The organism is Actinoplanes sp. ATCC 53533, from assembly GCF_003947245.1.
Genome location: NZ_QHHV01000046.1, coordinates 132,594 through 148,259, shown reverse-complemented (window position 1 = coordinate 148,259; position 15,666 = coordinate 132,594). Strand labels below are relative to the sequence as shown.

Annotated in this window: 14 protein-coding genes; 12 read left to right on the top strand and 2 right to left on the bottom strand. The window is 70.4% G+C overall.

Annotated features, from left to right (window positions below; translation table 11 throughout):
- The first annotated feature begins 37 nt into the window (after positions 1–37).
- Positions 38–2,008: a family 43 glycosylhydrolase gene (locus tag DMB66_RS16615; RefSeq protein WP_125804978.1), complete on the top strand. Its 1,971-nt coding sequence runs from the start codon at positions 38–40 to the stop codon at positions 2,006–2,008.
- Between the two features lie 43 nt (positions 2,009–2,051).
- On the opposite strand, the gene DMB66_RS60885 is transcribed toward DMB66_RS16615, so the two are convergent.
- Positions 2,052–2,207, bottom strand: coding sequence for an RICIN domain-containing protein (locus DMB66_RS60885; RefSeq protein WP_148112743.1), 156 nt, complete (start codon positions 2,205–2,207; stop codon positions 2,052–2,054).
- 464 nt (positions 2,208–2,671) lie between these two features.
- Here DMB66_RS60885 and DMB66_RS16610 point away from each other — a divergent pair, with 464 nt between their 5' ends.
- The 3 genes from DMB66_RS16610 to DMB66_RS16600 all read left to right on the top strand — a co-directional run bounded on the left by DMB66_RS16610 (position 2,672) and on the right by DMB66_RS16600 (position 4,612).
- Positions 2,672–2,983, top strand: a complete 312-nt coding sequence (locus DMB66_RS16610) for a hypothetical protein (RefSeq protein WP_125804977.1) — start codon at positions 2,672–2,674, stop codon at positions 2,981–2,983.
- A 164-nt stretch (positions 2,984–3,147) separates the two neighbouring features.
- Positions 3,148–3,546: a hypothetical protein gene (locus tag DMB66_RS16605; protein ID WP_125804976.1), complete on the top strand. Its 399-nt coding sequence runs from the start codon at positions 3,148–3,150 to the stop codon at positions 3,544–3,546.
- A gap of 208 nt (positions 3,547–3,754) precedes the next feature.
- Complete coding sequence (locus DMB66_RS16600) at positions 3,755–4,612, top strand: MerR family transcriptional regulator (protein WP_199752405.1); 858 nt, start codon at positions 3,755–3,757, stop codon at positions 4,610–4,612.
- 57 nt (positions 4,613–4,669) lie between these two features.
- Here the strand turns inward: DMB66_RS16600 and DMB66_RS16595 are convergent, their stop codons facing one another.
- Entirely contained in the window at positions 4,670–6,637 is a 1,968-nt protein-coding gene (locus DMB66_RS16595; protein ID WP_199752404.1) for an alpha-L-fucosidase, read from the bottom strand.
- 238 nt (positions 6,638–6,875) lie between these two features.
- Between DMB66_RS16595 and DMB66_RS16590 the strand changes: the two genes are divergently transcribed.
- From DMB66_RS16590 to DMB66_RS16555, 8 genes are all read left to right on the top strand, one after another.
- Entirely contained in the window at positions 6,876–7,946 is a 1,071-nt protein-coding gene (locus DMB66_RS16590; protein WP_125804975.1) for a sugar ABC transporter substrate-binding protein, read from the top strand.
- 20 nt (positions 7,947–7,966) lie between these two features.
- Entirely contained in the window at positions 7,967–9,514 is a 1,548-nt protein-coding gene (locus DMB66_RS16585; protein WP_125804974.1) for a sugar ABC transporter ATP-binding protein, read from the top strand.
- Positions 9,507–10,550, top strand: a complete 1,044-nt coding sequence (locus tag DMB66_RS16580) for an ABC transporter permease (RefSeq protein WP_125804973.1) — start codon at positions 9,507–9,509, stop codon at positions 10,548–10,550. The genes DMB66_RS16585 and DMB66_RS16580 overlap by 8 nt, the downstream gene beginning before the upstream one ends.
- A gap of 30 nt (positions 10,551–10,580) precedes the next feature.
- A complete protein-coding gene (locus DMB66_RS16575) occupies positions 10,581–11,900 on the top strand; it encodes an enolase C-terminal domain-like protein (protein ID WP_125804972.1) in 1,320 nt (439 codons plus the stop codon).
- Positions 11,893–12,777 carry an amidohydrolase gene (locus tag DMB66_RS16570; protein WP_125804971.1) on the top strand — a complete coding sequence of 295 codons (885 nt, stop codon included), beginning with the start codon at positions 11,893–11,895 and terminating at the stop codon, positions 12,775–12,777. Before DMB66_RS16575 ends, DMB66_RS16570 begins: the two co-directional genes overlap by 8 nt.
- A 47-nt stretch (positions 12,778–12,824) precedes the next feature.
- A complete protein-coding gene (locus DMB66_RS16565) occupies positions 12,825–13,868 on the top strand; it encodes a zinc-binding dehydrogenase (protein ID WP_125804970.1) in 1,044 nt (347 codons plus the stop codon).
- Positions 13,865–14,626, top strand: coding sequence for an SDR family oxidoreductase (locus DMB66_RS16560; protein WP_125804969.1), 762 nt, complete (start codon positions 13,865–13,867; stop codon positions 14,624–14,626). Before DMB66_RS16565 ends, DMB66_RS16560 begins: the two co-directional genes overlap by 4 nt.
- A gap of 283 nt (positions 14,627–14,909) precedes the next feature.
- Complete coding sequence (locus DMB66_RS16555; RefSeq protein ID WP_125804968.1) at positions 14,910–15,644, top strand: FadR/GntR family transcriptional regulator; 735 nt, start codon at positions 14,910–14,912, stop codon at positions 15,642–15,644.
- Positions 15,645–15,666: the final 22 nt, after the last annotated feature.

Genomic DNA, 15,666 nt, shown 5'->3' with positions numbered 1-15,666 from the left:
CGGCGGGGCCCCCACGCATCCCCGGAAGGAGACCACGATGAAACGCACGCGTCCACGCCGGTGGCTTGCCGCGAGTCTCGCTCTCGCCGTCGTCGTCGGCGGCCTCGCCGGCACCACCAGCGCTCAGGCCGCGGCCGGCTGCCGGGTCACCTACACCGTGACCAGTCAGTGGCAGGGCGGGTTCGGCGCGACCGTGACCATCGACAACCTCGGGGACCCGCTCGCCGGCTGGCAGCTCGGCTGGTCGTTCGCCGCCGGTCAGACCATCACCCAGTTGTGGAGCGGCTCGGTGAGCCAGTCGGGGGCGCAGGTGACCGTGACCAATGCCTCGTACAACGGGAACGTGCCCACCGGAGGCAGTGCCGGCTTCGGATTCAACGCGACGTCCGGCTCGAGCAACCCGGCACCGGCGACCTTCACCCTCAACGGCGTGGCGTGCACCGGCGAGACGACCCCGACCTCACCGGCCACCAGCACACCACCGACCTCCACGCCGCCGACATCCCCGCCGCCGGCACCCGGTACGTTCACGAATCCGGTGGTGTGGCAGGACTTCGCCGACGGCGACATCATCCGCGTCGGAGACGCCTACTACTACTCGGCGTCGACCATGCACTATTCACCCGGCGCGCCGATCCTGCGCTCCTACGACCTGGTCAACTGGGAATACGCCGGACACTCCGTGCCCCGCCTCGACTTCGACTCCACCGCCTACGACCTGACCGGCGGCCGGGCCTACGTCAAGGGCATCTGGGCCTCGGCCTTCAACCACCGGCCCAGCAACAACACCTACTACTGGCTCGGCTGCACCGAATTCAACCGCACCTACGTCTACACCGCCACCACGGTCGACGGCACCTGGTCGAAGAAAGCCCGGCTCAACAACTGCTACTACGACGCCGGCCTGCTCTTCGACAACGACACCCCCTACGTCGCCTACGGCAACGGCACCATCAGCGTCGCCCAACTATCCCCGGACCTGACCTCACAGGTACGGGCCCAGACGGTCTACCAGACCCCGTCGAGCATCGGGACGCTCGAAGGCGCCCGGATGTACAAGCGCGGCAACTACTACTACATCTGGCTGACCCGCCCCGCCAACGGCCAGTACGTCCTGCGCTCCACCAGCCCCTGGGGCCCGTACGAACAACGCCAGGTCCTGCTCGACCTGCCCGGCCCCATCACCGGCGGCGGCGTACCGCACCAGGGCGGCCTCGTGCAGACCCAGAACGGCGACTGGTGGTACATGGCCTTCACCGACGCCTACCCCGGCGGCCGGATGCCCACCCTGGCACCGATCACCTGGAACAGCGACTGGCCCGTCCTGACCACCGTCAACGGACGATGGGGAGCCAGCTACCCACGACCGAACCTGCCGTGGCGCCCCGTCACCCCGATGACCGGCACGGACACGTTCACCGGCGGCCCGCTCGGCCACCAGTACGAATGGAACCACAACCCGGACACCACGAAGTTCACCGTGAACAACGGCCTGAAACTGTCCACTGCCACCGTCACCAACGACCTGTACAACGCCCGCAACACGCTGACCCGCCGCATCCAGGGCCCGTCGTCCACGGCGACGATCCAGCTGGACTACTCGGCCATGGCCAACGGCGACCGGTCCGGGCTGGCCATGCTCCGCGACTCCTCGGCCTGGATCGGCATCCGCAAGGACAACGGCGTCACCCGGGTGTCCATGACCAACGGCCTCACCATGAACGCGAGCTGGGCCACCACCGGCACCGGCACCGAAGCCGCCGGCGCCACCGTGACCGGCGGCCGGATCTGGCTGCGGGTCACGGCGAACATCCAGCCCGGCTCCGGCCGGACCGCGACGTTCTCGTACAGCACGAACGGCACCACCTTTACCGCCCTCGGCCCGGCGTTCACGCTCACCAACGCCTGGCAGTTCTTCATGGGCTACCGATTCGGCGTCTTCAACTACGCCACCCAGGCGCTGGGCGGCGCCGTCACCATCAACCAGTTCGCGGTCAGCACCCCCTGATCCGCACGGGGCTGTGTCACACCCGGCACAGCCCCGGCCCGGATCATGCCGCCGCGATCCGCGACTGCTGGTGTGCTGCCGAGGCGTACGGTCGCTGCACGATGGTCGCGCCGTTCGCGGTGCCGGCGACCTCGGCGGTCTTGCCGCTGTGCCGGGCGGCCGGCCGGCACGTTCCGGTGGTCAGCGGCAGTCGGCACACCAGAGCCGGTCGGCGGATCGCCCAGGAGCGCCTGCGGCACGTAATCGATCATCAGCTAGAACCCGCCCAGGGTGCCGCTACCGTTCCGAATGGTCGGCTGCAGGAAGCACCGCGAAGCTTCCTGGCCGTTCCGGATGATCGGGCACCGGACCCACAGCAGAATCCTGTCCGCCTCACCGGTCGGCACCGACGCGGTCTGGTGCTTCCACGCCCCGACCAGACCGCTGCCGGAACGCGAACCATCCCCCGCGTCTGACAGGCTGGCCACGACGGGGGCCTGGCCACTCCGGCTCCGATCGAGGAAACTTCGCATGGCCTACGAGTCGTTCTGGATCATCGGGTAGCGGACCAGTCGCAGGACCAGATCCGCCCGCCCGGCCAGTGCCGACGTCGCCCGATCCGAAAGGGCCACCACCGGTCCCGCGCCGACATGGCTGACCCGGACCTCGTCCGATAGGCCCACTATGGCCGACGCCGTCAGCGCGGGGGACGTGCTGGCCGAGGCGGGCGTGGTCGAGGCCCGGGACGCCGCGGAACGGGCAGTGGTTCGGCTCTTCGCAACCGTCCTCGGCCGGACCGTGCCGGGCATTGACTGGCAGGCCGCCGTACCGGAAGGAGACCTGGCCCGGATCGCCCAGGACGACCCAGGCCCGAACACGCCCCTCGGTATCCTCGGCGCCGGCGAGGTGGATCACGGGCAGGGCTCCGGCAAAGTCGGGGTCGCTAGACTCCGCGCATGCAGCACTGCCCACATTCCTTCACAAAACGCACCGTGATCGGGGCGCTACTGCTGGTGCTGGCCATGGCCGGCTGCGGCTCCACGGCGGAATCGTCCTCCGGTGCCACGTGGTCGAGCCCTGACACCGCCCCCAGCGCGACCGACTACCGCGCTTCTTCCTCCCCAAGTGCCCGTGATGCCGAACCTTCCGCATCCCCCATAGTGGACGAGGACGAGTCACGGGGAGCGGAGACGGCACCAAAGCCCCAAGCACCACGGAAGACGAAGGCGCCGAGCGAGGGCGGCACCAAATACCCGGAGTGTGCCGACGGCGACTGCAAGGTGTCCTTCTCCGGTTCGGTCGAATTCTCACTCCGCAGGTGGACGGTGTCGGCTTCTGTGGAGGACGGCGGTGTCAGGGTGCGACTGACCAACCCCAACGGCCTGGGCGGCGGTGGCGGTTTCTTGGCAGAGCCCGGATGCGCTGTGGCGATACACGCCGACGGCGGCGGGGGAGTCGGATGCGACGAACCCGAAGCCAAGCCTGAACCGGGAGGGTACGTCGTACACCTGCTGAAACTGAACGGGGCCACCGCGGTCATCCGAGCGATCCTGGGCTGACTGTGAGCACATGCCGGCCCAGCATTACGCCAACGAACCACGACAGCGGGTCCGGCGTTGAAACGGGGACAGAGTTCGCTGGCACGAGGGACACACCTCGATGGCGAAGGAGAGGTCCGGTTGTTCGTGATCTCCGGGGTGGTGTTGTTGCACCTGCCGTAGCGGCATGTGGTCTCCTCGAGGCATCTCAGCACGAAAGGCTCCGTCTGTGACGTACTCCTTCGCCATGCCTCCCCGGCAGGTCAAGATCGGTGATGCTGCCGTCTTCGCTGGGACCACGCCGCGCGCTGTTCGCCACTACCACCAGATCGGTCTGCTGCCGGAGCCCGAGCGGGGCGTGGACGGTCGCCGCCGCTATGGCTACGACGACATGATCCGTCTGCTGTGGATCCGCAAGATGGCGGAGGCCGGCATCAGCCTTGACGACGTGCGGGCCGCCTTCGAGGAGACCCGGGACATCGGGGAGGTGCTGGGCCGGCTGGAGGAGACCCTGGCCGCCCAGGAGGCGGAGATCAAACGCCAACGCGCGGCCATCCAGCGTCTCCAAGCCGTGGGCAGCCCGCTGGGACTGCTCTCCGAACTGGTCACGGACCGGCTCGGCCACCTGCCCCCGGGCGCCCTGCGTCCCGCCGACCTGGACGCGCTGCTGGTCACGGAACGCGTCTTCGGCCCGCTGGGTGCCGCGATCCAGGCCAGCGTGTTCATCGTGCTGGCCACCCACCCTGACCTGCGGGCGGAGCAGGACCGTCTGGACGCGGCCGAGGCGGCCCTGGACGACAGGGCGGAGCCCGAGGACCCGCGCGTGGAAGAACTCGCCGTCCAGCGATGCGCCCACCACATGGCCCTGGACCGGGCCGTCGAGGCAGCCGGGCTGGACGCGGCCGAGGAGAAGCTCTTCGAGATCTACGACGCCGACCTGGCGGAGGAGAAGGTCACTCAGCTGAGCGCCTTCGCATCAGTCACCAAGATGCCCTACGACTTGTCTCCCGCCCGGAAACGCTGCCTGGAACGCACGGCACAACTCCTCGCCACGAACGGAAGTACGGTCCCGACACGCGAAGATTGACCAACGGAGCCGATGGTCGCCGGGAAACCGGCGCCGGTGTGGCGGAGTGGGGTGGGGTCAGGGCAGCGTGATGAGCTTCCACTGCTGGTGCGGTGCGGAGCCGTACGTGAACTGGTTGATGTCGGCGCCGTCGGTCGTGCCGGCCGCGGCGACGTTGAGGGCGAGGCCGCTGAGCCGGTTGACCAGGATGTGGTAGCCGGCGCCGATCGGGGTGATGGCCCAATGCTGCTGGGGCACATCGTCGTCCGGCCACAGAGCGACGTTGCCGCCGTCGGCACGGGACAGCCCGGCGACCTCCATGAGCGTGCCGGAGGCCACGTTGCGGACCTCGTAGTAGCCGTCGCCGGCGGCCAGCAGGTCCCATTTCTGGCCGTCGCCGCCGTTCCAAGCGGCCTGGACGATGTCGGTGCCGGCGATCGCGGCCACCTTGCCGCTGTGCCGGGCCTCCACCCGGTATCGGCGACCGGCCAGCGGCGGCCCGGAGAGCCGCACCGGCTCGACCCGCCGGCCGCCGACATGCAGACCGCTGACGTTGGCGTAGCCGCCGGTTCCCTTGTGCACTTCCAGCCGCACGAACGCCGCTTTCCGCTGCGGCCATTCGGCGATCTTCGTCGCCATGGTCCCCGGCCAGGTGCCGGCGGTCGCCTTGCTGAAGGTGACCCCGTCCACGCTGGTCGAGATCGTGTACGAGGTGATGTCGCCGTCGGTCAGATAGTGCCGGTTCCACTGCTTCGGCAGGTACTCCAATGTGGAGATGTCGCTCCACACGCCACCCAGGTCCAGGGTGATCGACTGCGGCAGTGGCAGGTTCCAGGTCGACCAGCAGGTCTCGAAGCCCTTGTCGCTCAGCCCGTCGATGGCGCGCAGCGGGCCCTCGCCGGTGTGGAAGGCCGTGGCGTACGCGTTGACGGGAGTGACCTGGTGTTCGCACCGGGCAGGCTGGGCCGGCAGGGCGGAGCGCCTGACGGGCTGCCAGGCCGCGCCGACCTCGCCGAGCCGGGCGACGATGTTGTCGTCGAGCCGGCCGTCGCGGTTGGGCGGGCAGTTGAGGATGAGCGACGTCCACTTCGGTTCCAGGTCGGCCAGGTGGTCGAGGATCGCGTCCCGGCCCATCGGCTCGGTCGTCGGCGTGCTGGGATGCCAGAACCAGCCGTTGCTGATGGTCTGCCCCTGCATGCCGGCGTACCGGTTGCCGTCCGGGGCGGTGATCCCCAGCGGCTCCTCGAAGTAGATCGCGTCGCCGAGCCAGGGCTGGGACAGGCCGCCGTGGTCGATCATCACAATGCCCGGCTGGAGCGACTTCACCAGCCGGTGGATCTCCCGGTACGGCAGCGCCTGTTGACCCATCTGCCACGCGTACCCGTCGGTGATGAACATGTCGATCTTGCCGTAGCCGGTGAGCAGCTCGCGGATCTGCCCGAGCACGTAGGCCAGGTCGCCGGGCTGGATCGCCTCGCTGGCGCCGACGCCGTGCCGGGTGTCGTATGCCTCGACGGTGTGGCTGCGGTCCCAGATCGAGAAGTACAGGCCGACCTTCAGGCCGCGGGACCGGAACGCGTTGACGTACTGGGCGACGACGTCGTGCTGGTAGCCGCTGGTGGACACGTTGTAGGTGCCGAATTTCGAGGGCCAGAGGCTGAAGCCGTCGTGGTGTTTGGTGGTCAGCACCCCGTAGCTCATCTTGGCCGCCACCGCGGCCCGCGCCCACTGGTCGCAGTCGACCTGCGGTGGCGCGAACAGCTTCGGGTCCTGGTTCGGCCGGGCCCACTCCTCATCGGTGAACGTGCCCACGTTGAAGTGGTTGAACATCCCGAAGCGCAGGTTCGCGAACCTCCGCAGGTCGGGCGCGCCGGCGTGCGGTTTCGACGCCAGTGCCGGTCCCGCGCCGACCGCCCCCGCCAGCCCCGCGGTGGCGGTGGTCAGCCCGACAGCGGACAGCAGGATCCGGCGGGACATCCCAGAAGGCGACATGAAGTCCTCCAGCAAGCGGGCCTCGGTGGCTCGGAAGTTGTCGATGAATCTCATGCGGATGGGCCCGTGATGTCAAGGGGAGAGATTGGATGTCTCGACATCGGCGGCGAAACACCCTTGACGCCATAAAACGTATTTAAAGCGGCCGATTCTCGGGAAGACGAGTGAGGTGATAGACACAGCCTGCGCGGCGGTCTATACATACATCCCATGTCCAACTTGGGCGTCACATGGCGTTCTCGGACTCGAAACATCGCCCGTCCGTCTGGCACACCAGCAGGAGAGAGCAGCGATGCGTCCCACAGCCGTGCTCCGCACCATCGTCACCGTCACGTCCGCGCTGCTTCTCGTGAGCGCCTGCAACCGTGGCTCCGGCTCCGACTCCGACCCGGCGGCGGGCGGCAAGCCCGTGGTCGGTGTCGACTACCCGCGCTCGGACACCGACTTCTGGAACTCGTTCATCAAGTACACGCCCCAGTCCGGTGACCAGTTGGGGCTGACCCTGAAGACCACCAACTCGCAGAACGACGTCGCCAAGCTGGCCGCCAACGTGCAGACCTTCATGAGCCAGGGCGTCCAGGGCGTGGTGATGGCGCCGCAGGACACCGCGGCGATCGCGCCCACGCTCGATCAGCTGGCCGCGAAGAAGATCCCGGTCGTCACCGTGGACACCCGTCCCGATTCGGGCAGCGTCGCGATGGTGGTCCGGGCGGACAACCGGGCCTACGGCACCAAGGCGTGCCAGTTCCTCGGCGCCAAGCTCGGCGGCAAGGGCAAGGTCGTCATGCTCCAGGGCGGCCTCGACTCGATCAACGGCCGGGACCGGACCGAGGCGTTCAACGACTGCATGAAGGCCGACTTCCCGCAGATCAAGGTCTTCGGGGAGGCCACCAACTGGGACGGCGCGATCGCGGCGCAGAAGCTGCAGACCGACCTCACCGCGAACCCCGATATCAAGGGCATCTACATGCAGTCCAGCTTCGCGCTGTCCGGCACGCTGCAGGTGCTGAAGCAGAAGGGCCTGCTGGTCGCGCCGGAGGACCCGAAGCACGTCTTCGTGGTCTCCAACGACGGCATCCCCGAAGAGCTGAAGAACATCGCGTCCGGCCAGATCGACGCCACCGTGTCGCAGCCCGCCGACCTCTACGCCAAGTACGCCCTGTTCTACGTCAAGGCCGCGATCGACGGGCAGACGTTCAAGCCCGGCCCGACCGATCACGACAGCACGATCATCCAGGTCCGCGACGGGTTGCTGGAAGACCAGCTGTCCGCCCCGCTGGTCACCAGGGACGGCGCGACCTACGGCGGCGAAACGAGCCTCAAGAGCGACGACAAGTCGCTGTGGGGCAACAACCTCAGCTGACGACTGTGAAGGCGGTTGGGATGCCTGACGCACCCGCCCGCGCCGGCGACGCGCGGAACCCCGCGGAACCGCCCGTCGTCCAGGCGACGGGCGTCACCAGGAAGTACGGGCCGACAGTCGCCCTGAACGGGGTCGACCTGACGGTCTCGGCGGGGGAGACGCACGCGCTCGTCGGCCGCAACGGGGCCGGCAAGTCCACGCTGGTGTCGATCCTGACCGGGCTGCAGGCCCCGGACGAGGGCGCGGTGACCTTCGCCGGCCGGCCCGCGCCGCGGCTCGCCGACCGCGACGGGTGGCGGCAGCGGGTGGCGTGTGTCTATCAGAAGTCGACAATCATCCCGGAGCTGACCGTCGCCGAGAACCTCTTCCTCAACCGCCACGACCGCGGGCGTTCCGGTCTGATCGCCTGGCCCGCGCTGCGCCGCCGCGCCGCCGGCCTGCTCGCCGAGTGGTCGGTCGAGGTCGACCCGCGGACCCCGGCCGGCGACCTGTCGGTGGAGCAGCGGCAGTTCGTGGAGATCGCGCGGTCGCTGTCCTTCGGGGCGCGTTTCATCATTCTCGACGAGCCGACCGCCCAGCTCGACGGGGCCGCGATCAACCGGCTGTTCGGGCGCATCCGCGACCTGCAGGCCCAGGGCGTGACCTTCCTGTTCATCAGCCACCACCTGCAGGAGATCTACGAGATCTGCGACGTGGTGACGGTCTTCCGGGACGCCCGGCACATCGTGACCGCGCCCGTGGCCGACCTGCCGCGCGCCGATCTCGTCGCCGCCATGACCGGTGACACCACCGGAGCCCAGCGCCGGGACAGCACCCGTACGGTCGACGCCGCCGCGCCGGCCGCCCTGAGCGTGCGCGGGCTGATCAGCGCCGACGGCGCGTACCGGGAAGTGAGCTTCACCGTCGGCGCGGGTGAGATCGTCGGTCTGGCCGGCGCCGCCGGCAGTGGGCGCACCGAGCTGGCGGAGACGGTCGTCGGGTTGCGCTCGGCCGCGAGCGGCCAGGTCGAGATCGCCGGGCGCCGGCCGCGCCCGGGCAGCGTGCCCGACGCGCTGGCCGCCGGCGCCGGGTTCGTGCCGCAGGACCGTCACCATCAGGGTCTCGTCCCGGACATGTCGGTCGCGGACAACGGCACGCTGTCGGTGCCGGCCCGGCTGGGCCGGCACGGCTTCATCAACTCCCGGCGCCGGGACGCGATCGCCGGCGGCCTGATCGAGAACCTGGCGATCAAGACGCCCAGCCCGCACCTGGCCGTGTCCGGGCTGTCGGGCGGCAACCAGCAGAAGGTCGTCATGGCCCGGGCGCTGGCCGACGACCCGCGGCTGCTGGTGCTGATCAACCCGACGGCGGGAGTCGACGTGCGGTCCAAGGAGTTCCTCCTCGACAAGGTCGAACAGACCGCCCGGTCCGGGGCGGGCGTGCTCATCGCCTCCGACGAACTCGACGACCTGCGGGTGTGCGACCGCGTGCTGGTGATGTTCCAGGCCCGGGTGACCACCGAGATCGACCGCGGCTGGCACGACCACGAACTCGTCGCCGCCATGGAAGGAATGGACCTCGATGCCTGACACCGCCCTCGCGGACAGCCCCGCACCGGACGCGACGGCGGCCGCCGCGAAGGGACGCGGCCTGCTCGGCGGCCGGATCCCCCTCGCGCGGCTGCGCGACCTCGCCCTCGTCCCGGCGATCCTGATCATCCTGGTCGTCGGATACATCGTCAGCCCGGTCTTCCTGCAGCCGGACAACCTGCTCAACGTGCTGCAGACGATGTCCGAGATCGCGCTGCTCGTGCTGGCCCAGACGATGATCCTGATCGTCAAGAAGATGGACCTGTCCCTCGAATCCACCATGGGCCTCGCCCCCGGCGTGGCGGCCTGGCTCGTGGTGCCGGCCGGCGCGGGACACGGGCTCGGCCTGCTGCCCGGGGGATGGGCGATCCCGGTCACCCTCGCCGTGGGCGCGCTCATCGGCGTCGTCAACGCGGTCCTGATCATCCGGTTCGGGCTCAACGGGTTCATCGTCACGCTCGGCATGCTCATCGTGCTGCGCGGCGCGCTGACCGGCATCTCCGGCGGCCAGACCTTCTTCCGCCTGCCGCCGTCGATGCTCTACCTCGGCACGACCCAGTGGCTCGGCGCACCCGCGTCCATCTGGATCTGCCTGGCACTGTTCGCGGTGGCCGTCGTCGTGCTCGGCTGGACCAGCTTCGGCCGGTCGCTCTACGCGATCGGCGGCAACGTCGACGCCGCCAAGGCCGCCGGCATCCGCACCGACCGGGTGCTGTGGATCGTCATCGTCACCGGCAGCCTGCTCGCCGCCCTGGCCGGTCTCCTGCTGTCCGGCCGGCTGGCGTCGGTCGCCTCGGCCCAGGGCAACGGCTACATCTTCACCGTCTTCGCGGCGGCCGTCATCGGCGGCATCAGCCTCAACGGCGGCAAGGGCAGCATGGTCGGCGCGTTCACCGGCATCCTCCTGCTGTTCATGATCCAGAACGTGCTCACCCTCGCGGGCATCCCCGCGCAGTGGATCGGCGCCCTGAACGGGCTGATCATCCTGGCCGCGCTGATCGTCTCCCGGATCACCGGCGGCAAGGTCCAGGACTGACATCGCCCACCCCTGACAGGAGCCGCAACCATGTCTTCTCCCGAATCCGCCCGCATCGTGGCGCTGGACGTCCTGGACGTGCGTTTCCCGACATCCGAGCAGCTGGACGGCTCGGACGCGATGAACCCCGAGCCGGACTACTCCGCCGCGTACGTCCGGCTGCGCACCGACGCCGAGGACGGCATCGAGGGACACGCCCTGGCGTTCACTACCGGGCGCGGCAATGACGTGCAGGCGAACGCCATCGCCGCGCTGGCCCCGTATGTGGTCGGCCGGGAGGTGACCGAGGTGTGTGGTGACCTCGGTGGTTTCGCCCGGTCGCTCACCCACGACGCGCAACTGCGGTGGCTCGGCCCGGAGAAGGGCGTGATTCACATGGCCGCGGGGGCGCTGGTCAACGCGGCCTGGGATCTGGCGGCCAAGCGTGCCGGGATGCCGGTGTGGCGGTTCCTCGGCGAGATGTCACCTCAGCAGATCGTGGCCCAGGTCGATTTCCGCTGGCTTTCCGACGCGCTCACCCCGGACGAGGCGCTGGAGATCCTGCGGCGGGCCCTGCCGGGCCGCGCCGAACGCATCGCCCTGTTGCTGGAGCGTGGCTATCCGGCGTACACGACGACGCCGGGCTGGCTGGGCTACTCCGACGAGAAACTCGCCCGGCTGGCCCGTGAGGCGGTCGCTGACGGCTTCACGCAGATCAAGCTGAAGGTCGGTGCCAGCGTCGAGGACGATGTGCGGCGCATGAAGACCGCCCGGGAGGCGGTCGGTGACAACATCCGGATCGCGGTGGACGCCAACCAACGCTGGGACGTGCAGCCTGCCATCGACTGGATGCGCCGGCTCGCCCCGTACGACCCGTACTGGATCGAGGAACCCACCTCGCCCGACGACATCCTCGGCCACGCAGCCGTCCGTCGGGCGGTCCAACCGATCAAGGTCGCCACCGGTGAGCACGTCGCGAACCGGGTGGTGTTCAAACAACTGCTGCAGGCCGGTGCGGTGGACATCGTGCAGATCGACGCCGCCCGGGTCGGTGGGATCAACGAGAACATCGCGATCCTCTTGCTGGCCGCGAAGTTCGGGGTGCCGGTCTGCCCGCATGCCGGTGGCGTCGGGCTGTGCGAGATGGTCCAGCATCTGTCGATGTTCGACTTCGTCGCGGTTTCCGCGACGATGCGGGACCGGGTGATCGAGTATGTCGATCATCTGCATGAGCACTTCGTCGATCCGGTACGCGTCGAGCACGGCCGCTATCTCGCACCCATCCTGCCCGGGCTGAGCGCGCGGATGCTGCCGGCCTCGCTCAAGGAATACCGCTACCCCGACGGACCCGTGTGGGCCGACCGTGTCTGACGATCCGCTGTCCCTGGTCGACGCGCACCACCACGTGTGGGACCTGGCCCGGCGCCCGCAGGACTGGCTCGACGAACCGGCCTACGCACCCATCCGCCGTACCTTCGTCCTCGCCGACCTGCACGCCGCCGCGACCCGGACCATCGCCGGCCGTGGGCTGACCGCCAGCGTGGTCGTGCAGTGCGTGACCTCCCCGGCGGAGACCGAGGACCTGCTCGCGATGGCCGGGCGGGAGCCGCGGGTCGGCGCCGTCGTCGGCTGGGCGGACCTGACCGACCCGGCGCTCGGCGATGCGGTCGACCGGCTCCGCGCCGGGCCCGGCGGGCATCTCCTGCGGTCCCTGCGGCACATCGTCCAGGCCGAGACCGACCCGGGCTGGCTGCAGCGGCCCGCCGTCGAGCGGGGCCTGGGCGCGCTCGCGGAGCGGGGACTCGGCTACGACGTCCTCATCCGGGCCGGCCAACTGCCGCAGGCGATCCGCCTGGCCGAACGCCTGCCCGGCCTGCGGCTGGTCGTGGACCACGCGGCCAAGCCGCCGATCGCCGGGGGCGACCTCGCCGCCTGGCGCCGGGACATGGGCGAGCTCGCGGCGCACCCCCAGGTGTGCTGCAAGGTGTCCGGACTGGTCACCGAGGCCGACCACGCGTCCTGGACGACCGCCGACCTCCGCCCGGTATGGGACCTGCTGCTCGAGGCGTTCGGGCCGCACCGGCTCATGTTCGGCTCCGACTGGCCCGTCTGCGTGATCGCGGGCGGCTGGAACGGGTGGGCCGCCGCCGTCGAGGAACTGCTCGGCGATCTCCGGCCCGCGGAGCGGCACGCCGTCCTCGCCGGCACCGCCACGACTTTCTACCAGTTGGCCTCGACGAGGAGCTGATCGACTGTGCTGCTGACCGTCGGTGCCCGTGACGAAGGGACCCTGCCATGACGACCGAACTCGCCGTCCGCTACACCGCGCCCGGAACGCTGGAGACCGGACCGGTCACGACCGCACCGCCGGGCCCCGGGGAAGTGGAGATCGCCCCCGCGTTCGTCGGCATCTGCGGCACCGACCTGCACATCTATCACGGGAGCATGGACGCCCGCGTCCAGCCGCCCGCCGTCCTCGGCCACGAGATGTCCGGCCGGATCACCAGGGTCGGGCCGGGCGTGGCGGAGTGGCGGACCGGGCAGGAGGTGACCGTGATGCCGCTGCGGTGGGACGGTGACTGCCCGGCCTGCGTGGCCGGCCACCAGCACATCTGTCACCGGCTGAACTTCATCGGCATCGACTCGCCCGGTGCCATGCAGCAGCGCTGGACGGTGCCCGCCTCGACCCTCGTGCGCCTGCCCGCCACGCTCCCGCTGGACCGGGCGGCGCTGGTCGAGCCGACCGCCGTGGCCGTCCACGACGTGGGCCGCGCGGCCGTGCGGGCCGGCGAGCGGGTCGTGGTGATCGGCGGCGGGCCGATCGGCGTGCTGATCGGGCTGGTCGCGCGCTCCCGCGGCGCCGATGTCCGCCTCGCCGAGCTCAGCGACTACCGCCGGGCGGTGGCCGGGCGGATGGGTCTGTCCACTTGGAACCCCGCCACCGACGACGTCGCCGGCCTGGCGGACGAGTGGACCGGCGGCGCGGGCGCCGACGTCAGCTTCGAGGTCTCCGGCGCCGCCGGGGGCGTCGCCGCCGCCGTCGACGTTCTCGGCGTGCGCGGCCGGCTCTGCCTGGTGGCCATCCACCCGCAACCCCGCCCGGTGAACCTGCACCGCTTCTTCTGGCGGGAGCTCACCCTGGTGGGAGCGCGCCTGTACGACCGCGCGGACTTCGAGCGGGCCGTGGAGCTCGTGGCGGACGGGACCGTGCCGGCCGGCCTGCTGATCAGCAAGGTGGTGCCACTCGCCGAGGCGGCGTCGGCATTCGACGCCCTGGAGACGGGCGGGGACGTCATGAAGGTCCTGATCGACTGCGCACGCGAGGGAGCCGGCTCGTGAACCCCTTCGACCTGACCGGAAGGCTCGCCGTGGTGACGGGTGCCCGGCGCGGCATCGGCCGGGCCATGGCACACGCGCTGGCCACGGCGGGCGCCGACGTCATCGGCGTCAGCGCCAACCTCGAGGCGGCCGGCAGCGAGGTGGAGAAGGACGTCATCGCCGCCGGCCGGTCGTTCGAGGCGATCCGGGTCGACCTCGCCGTCCCCGCCGCCGTCCGTGACCTGGGCGAGGAATTGGCCCGCCGCGAGCGTCCGGTCGACATCCTGGTCAACAACGCGGGCACGATCCGCCGGGCGCCGGCCGAGCGGCACCGCGACCCGGACTGGGACCTGGTGCTGCAGGTCAACCTCACCGCGCAGTTCGTCCTGGCCCGGGCGCTCGGTGGTGCCATGATCGCCCGCGGGTACGGAAAGATCATCTTTACCGCGTCGCTGCTGAGCTTTCAGGGCGGCATCACCGTGCCGAGCTACACCGCCGCCAAGCACGGCGTCGCGGGCCTGACCAAGGCGTTGGCCAACGAGTGGGCGCCGTGGGGGGTCAACGTCAACGCGATCGCTCCGGGCTACATCGCCACCGACAACAACCAGGCCCTGCGCGACGACCCCGTCCGGGCCGCGGCCATCCTGGACCGGATACCCGCGGGCCGGTGGGGCGCCGCCGCCGACATCGCCGGGGCGACGGTCTTCCTCGCCTCCGACGCGGCGGCGTACGTCCACGGCGCCGTCCTGGCGGTCGACGGCGGATGGCTGGGCCGGTGACCGCTGTGCCGCCGACCGGGCCGGGCTCCGGCGCGGCACCGCGGGAACGGCCGGAACAGCGGGCCCTGCTGGACCGCCTCGCGGCGGGCGACACGATCGCGGCGGCCGCCCCGGGACGCCCTCGTCACCTCGCCAAAGGTAGGACGTCTGCTGGTAGACAACCCCGGTGGTTTCGCCGTCCCGGGCGGGCGGCGGGGCCGATCGCCACAGACATGGGATGTCACTGATATCCTGTGCCCGGGGCGAGCCGCGCTCGCGTGGTGAGCCAGGAAGGTGTCCGCCGGTGTCACTGAGCGACAGGGCCATCGCCCGCATCCGCGAGCTCATCCAGGCCGGTGAGTTGGTTCCCGGTTCGAAGCTGCCGCCGGAAGCGGAGCTCGCCGCCCAGCTCGGGCTGTCCCGCAACCTCATGCGCGAGGCGGTCAAGGCCCTCGCCGTGGCTCGCGTCCTCGAGATCCGCCGCGGCGACGGCACCTACGTCACCAGTCTCCAGCCCGACCTTCTCCTCGGCGGCCTGGTCGGCGCGGTCGAGCTGCTGCAGGGCGACACCGGCACGCTGCTCGAGCTCATGGAGGTCCGGCGCCTGTTCGAGCCGGTCGCCGCGGCGCTGGCCGCCACCCGGATCGGCGACACCGGCCTGGCCGAGGTGAAGCGGCACCTCGACGCGATGCGCGAGGCGCGCGACGACGTCGAGCTGCTCAACCACCACGACGCCGCGTTCCACCGCGCCGTCGTCGCGGCCACCGGCAACGACACCCTGGTGTCTCTGCTGGACGGCATCTCGAGCCAGACCCTGCAGGCCCGGATCTGGCGCGGACTCGTCGACGGGGACGCCGCCGGCCGCACCCTCGCCGAGCACGAGGCCATCTATCTGGCGCTGGTCAAACAGGACGGCCCGCTCGCCCAGGCCGCCGCCCTCCTGCATGTCAGCAACACCGAGGGCTGGCTCCGCGACCATCTGAGGGTCAACGGCACCATGCCGGAGGTCCAGCCCCTCAAGGCCGCCGCGCGCCCGTAACGGGGCGTCTCGGCGACGCCAT

Excerpts from the sequence above, each read along its gene's own strand:
- DMB66_RS16615 (WP_125804978.1), top strand. The coding sequence starts at position 38 with ATGAAACGCACGCGTCCACGCCGGTGGCTTGCCGCGAGTCTCGCTCTC.
- DMB66_RS16610 (WP_125804977.1), top strand. The coding sequence starts at position 2,672 with ATGGCCGACGCCGTCAGCGCGGGGGACGTGCTGGCCGAGGCGGGCGTG.
- DMB66_RS16595 (WP_199752404.1), bottom strand. The coding sequence starts at position 6,637 with ATGAGATTCATCGACAACTTCCGAGCCACCGAGGCCCGCTTGCTGGAG.
- DMB66_RS16590 (WP_125804975.1), top strand. The coding sequence starts at position 6,876 with ATGCGTCCCACAGCCGTGCTCCGCACCATCGTCACCGTCACGTCCGCG.
- DMB66_RS16585 (WP_125804974.1), top strand. The coding sequence starts at position 7,967 with ATGCCTGACGCACCCGCCCGCGCCGGCGACGCGCGGAACCCCGCGGAA.
- DMB66_RS16580 (WP_125804973.1), top strand. The coding sequence starts at position 9,507 with ATGCCTGACACCGCCCTCGCGGACAGCCCCGCACCGGACGCGACGGCG.
- DMB66_RS16575 (WP_125804972.1), top strand. The coding sequence starts at position 10,581 with ATGTCTTCTCCCGAATCCGCCCGCATCGTGGCGCTGGACGTCCTGGAC.
- DMB66_RS16565 (WP_125804970.1), top strand. The coding sequence starts at position 12,825 with ATGACGACCGAACTCGCCGTCCGCTACACCGCGCCCGGAACGCTGGAG.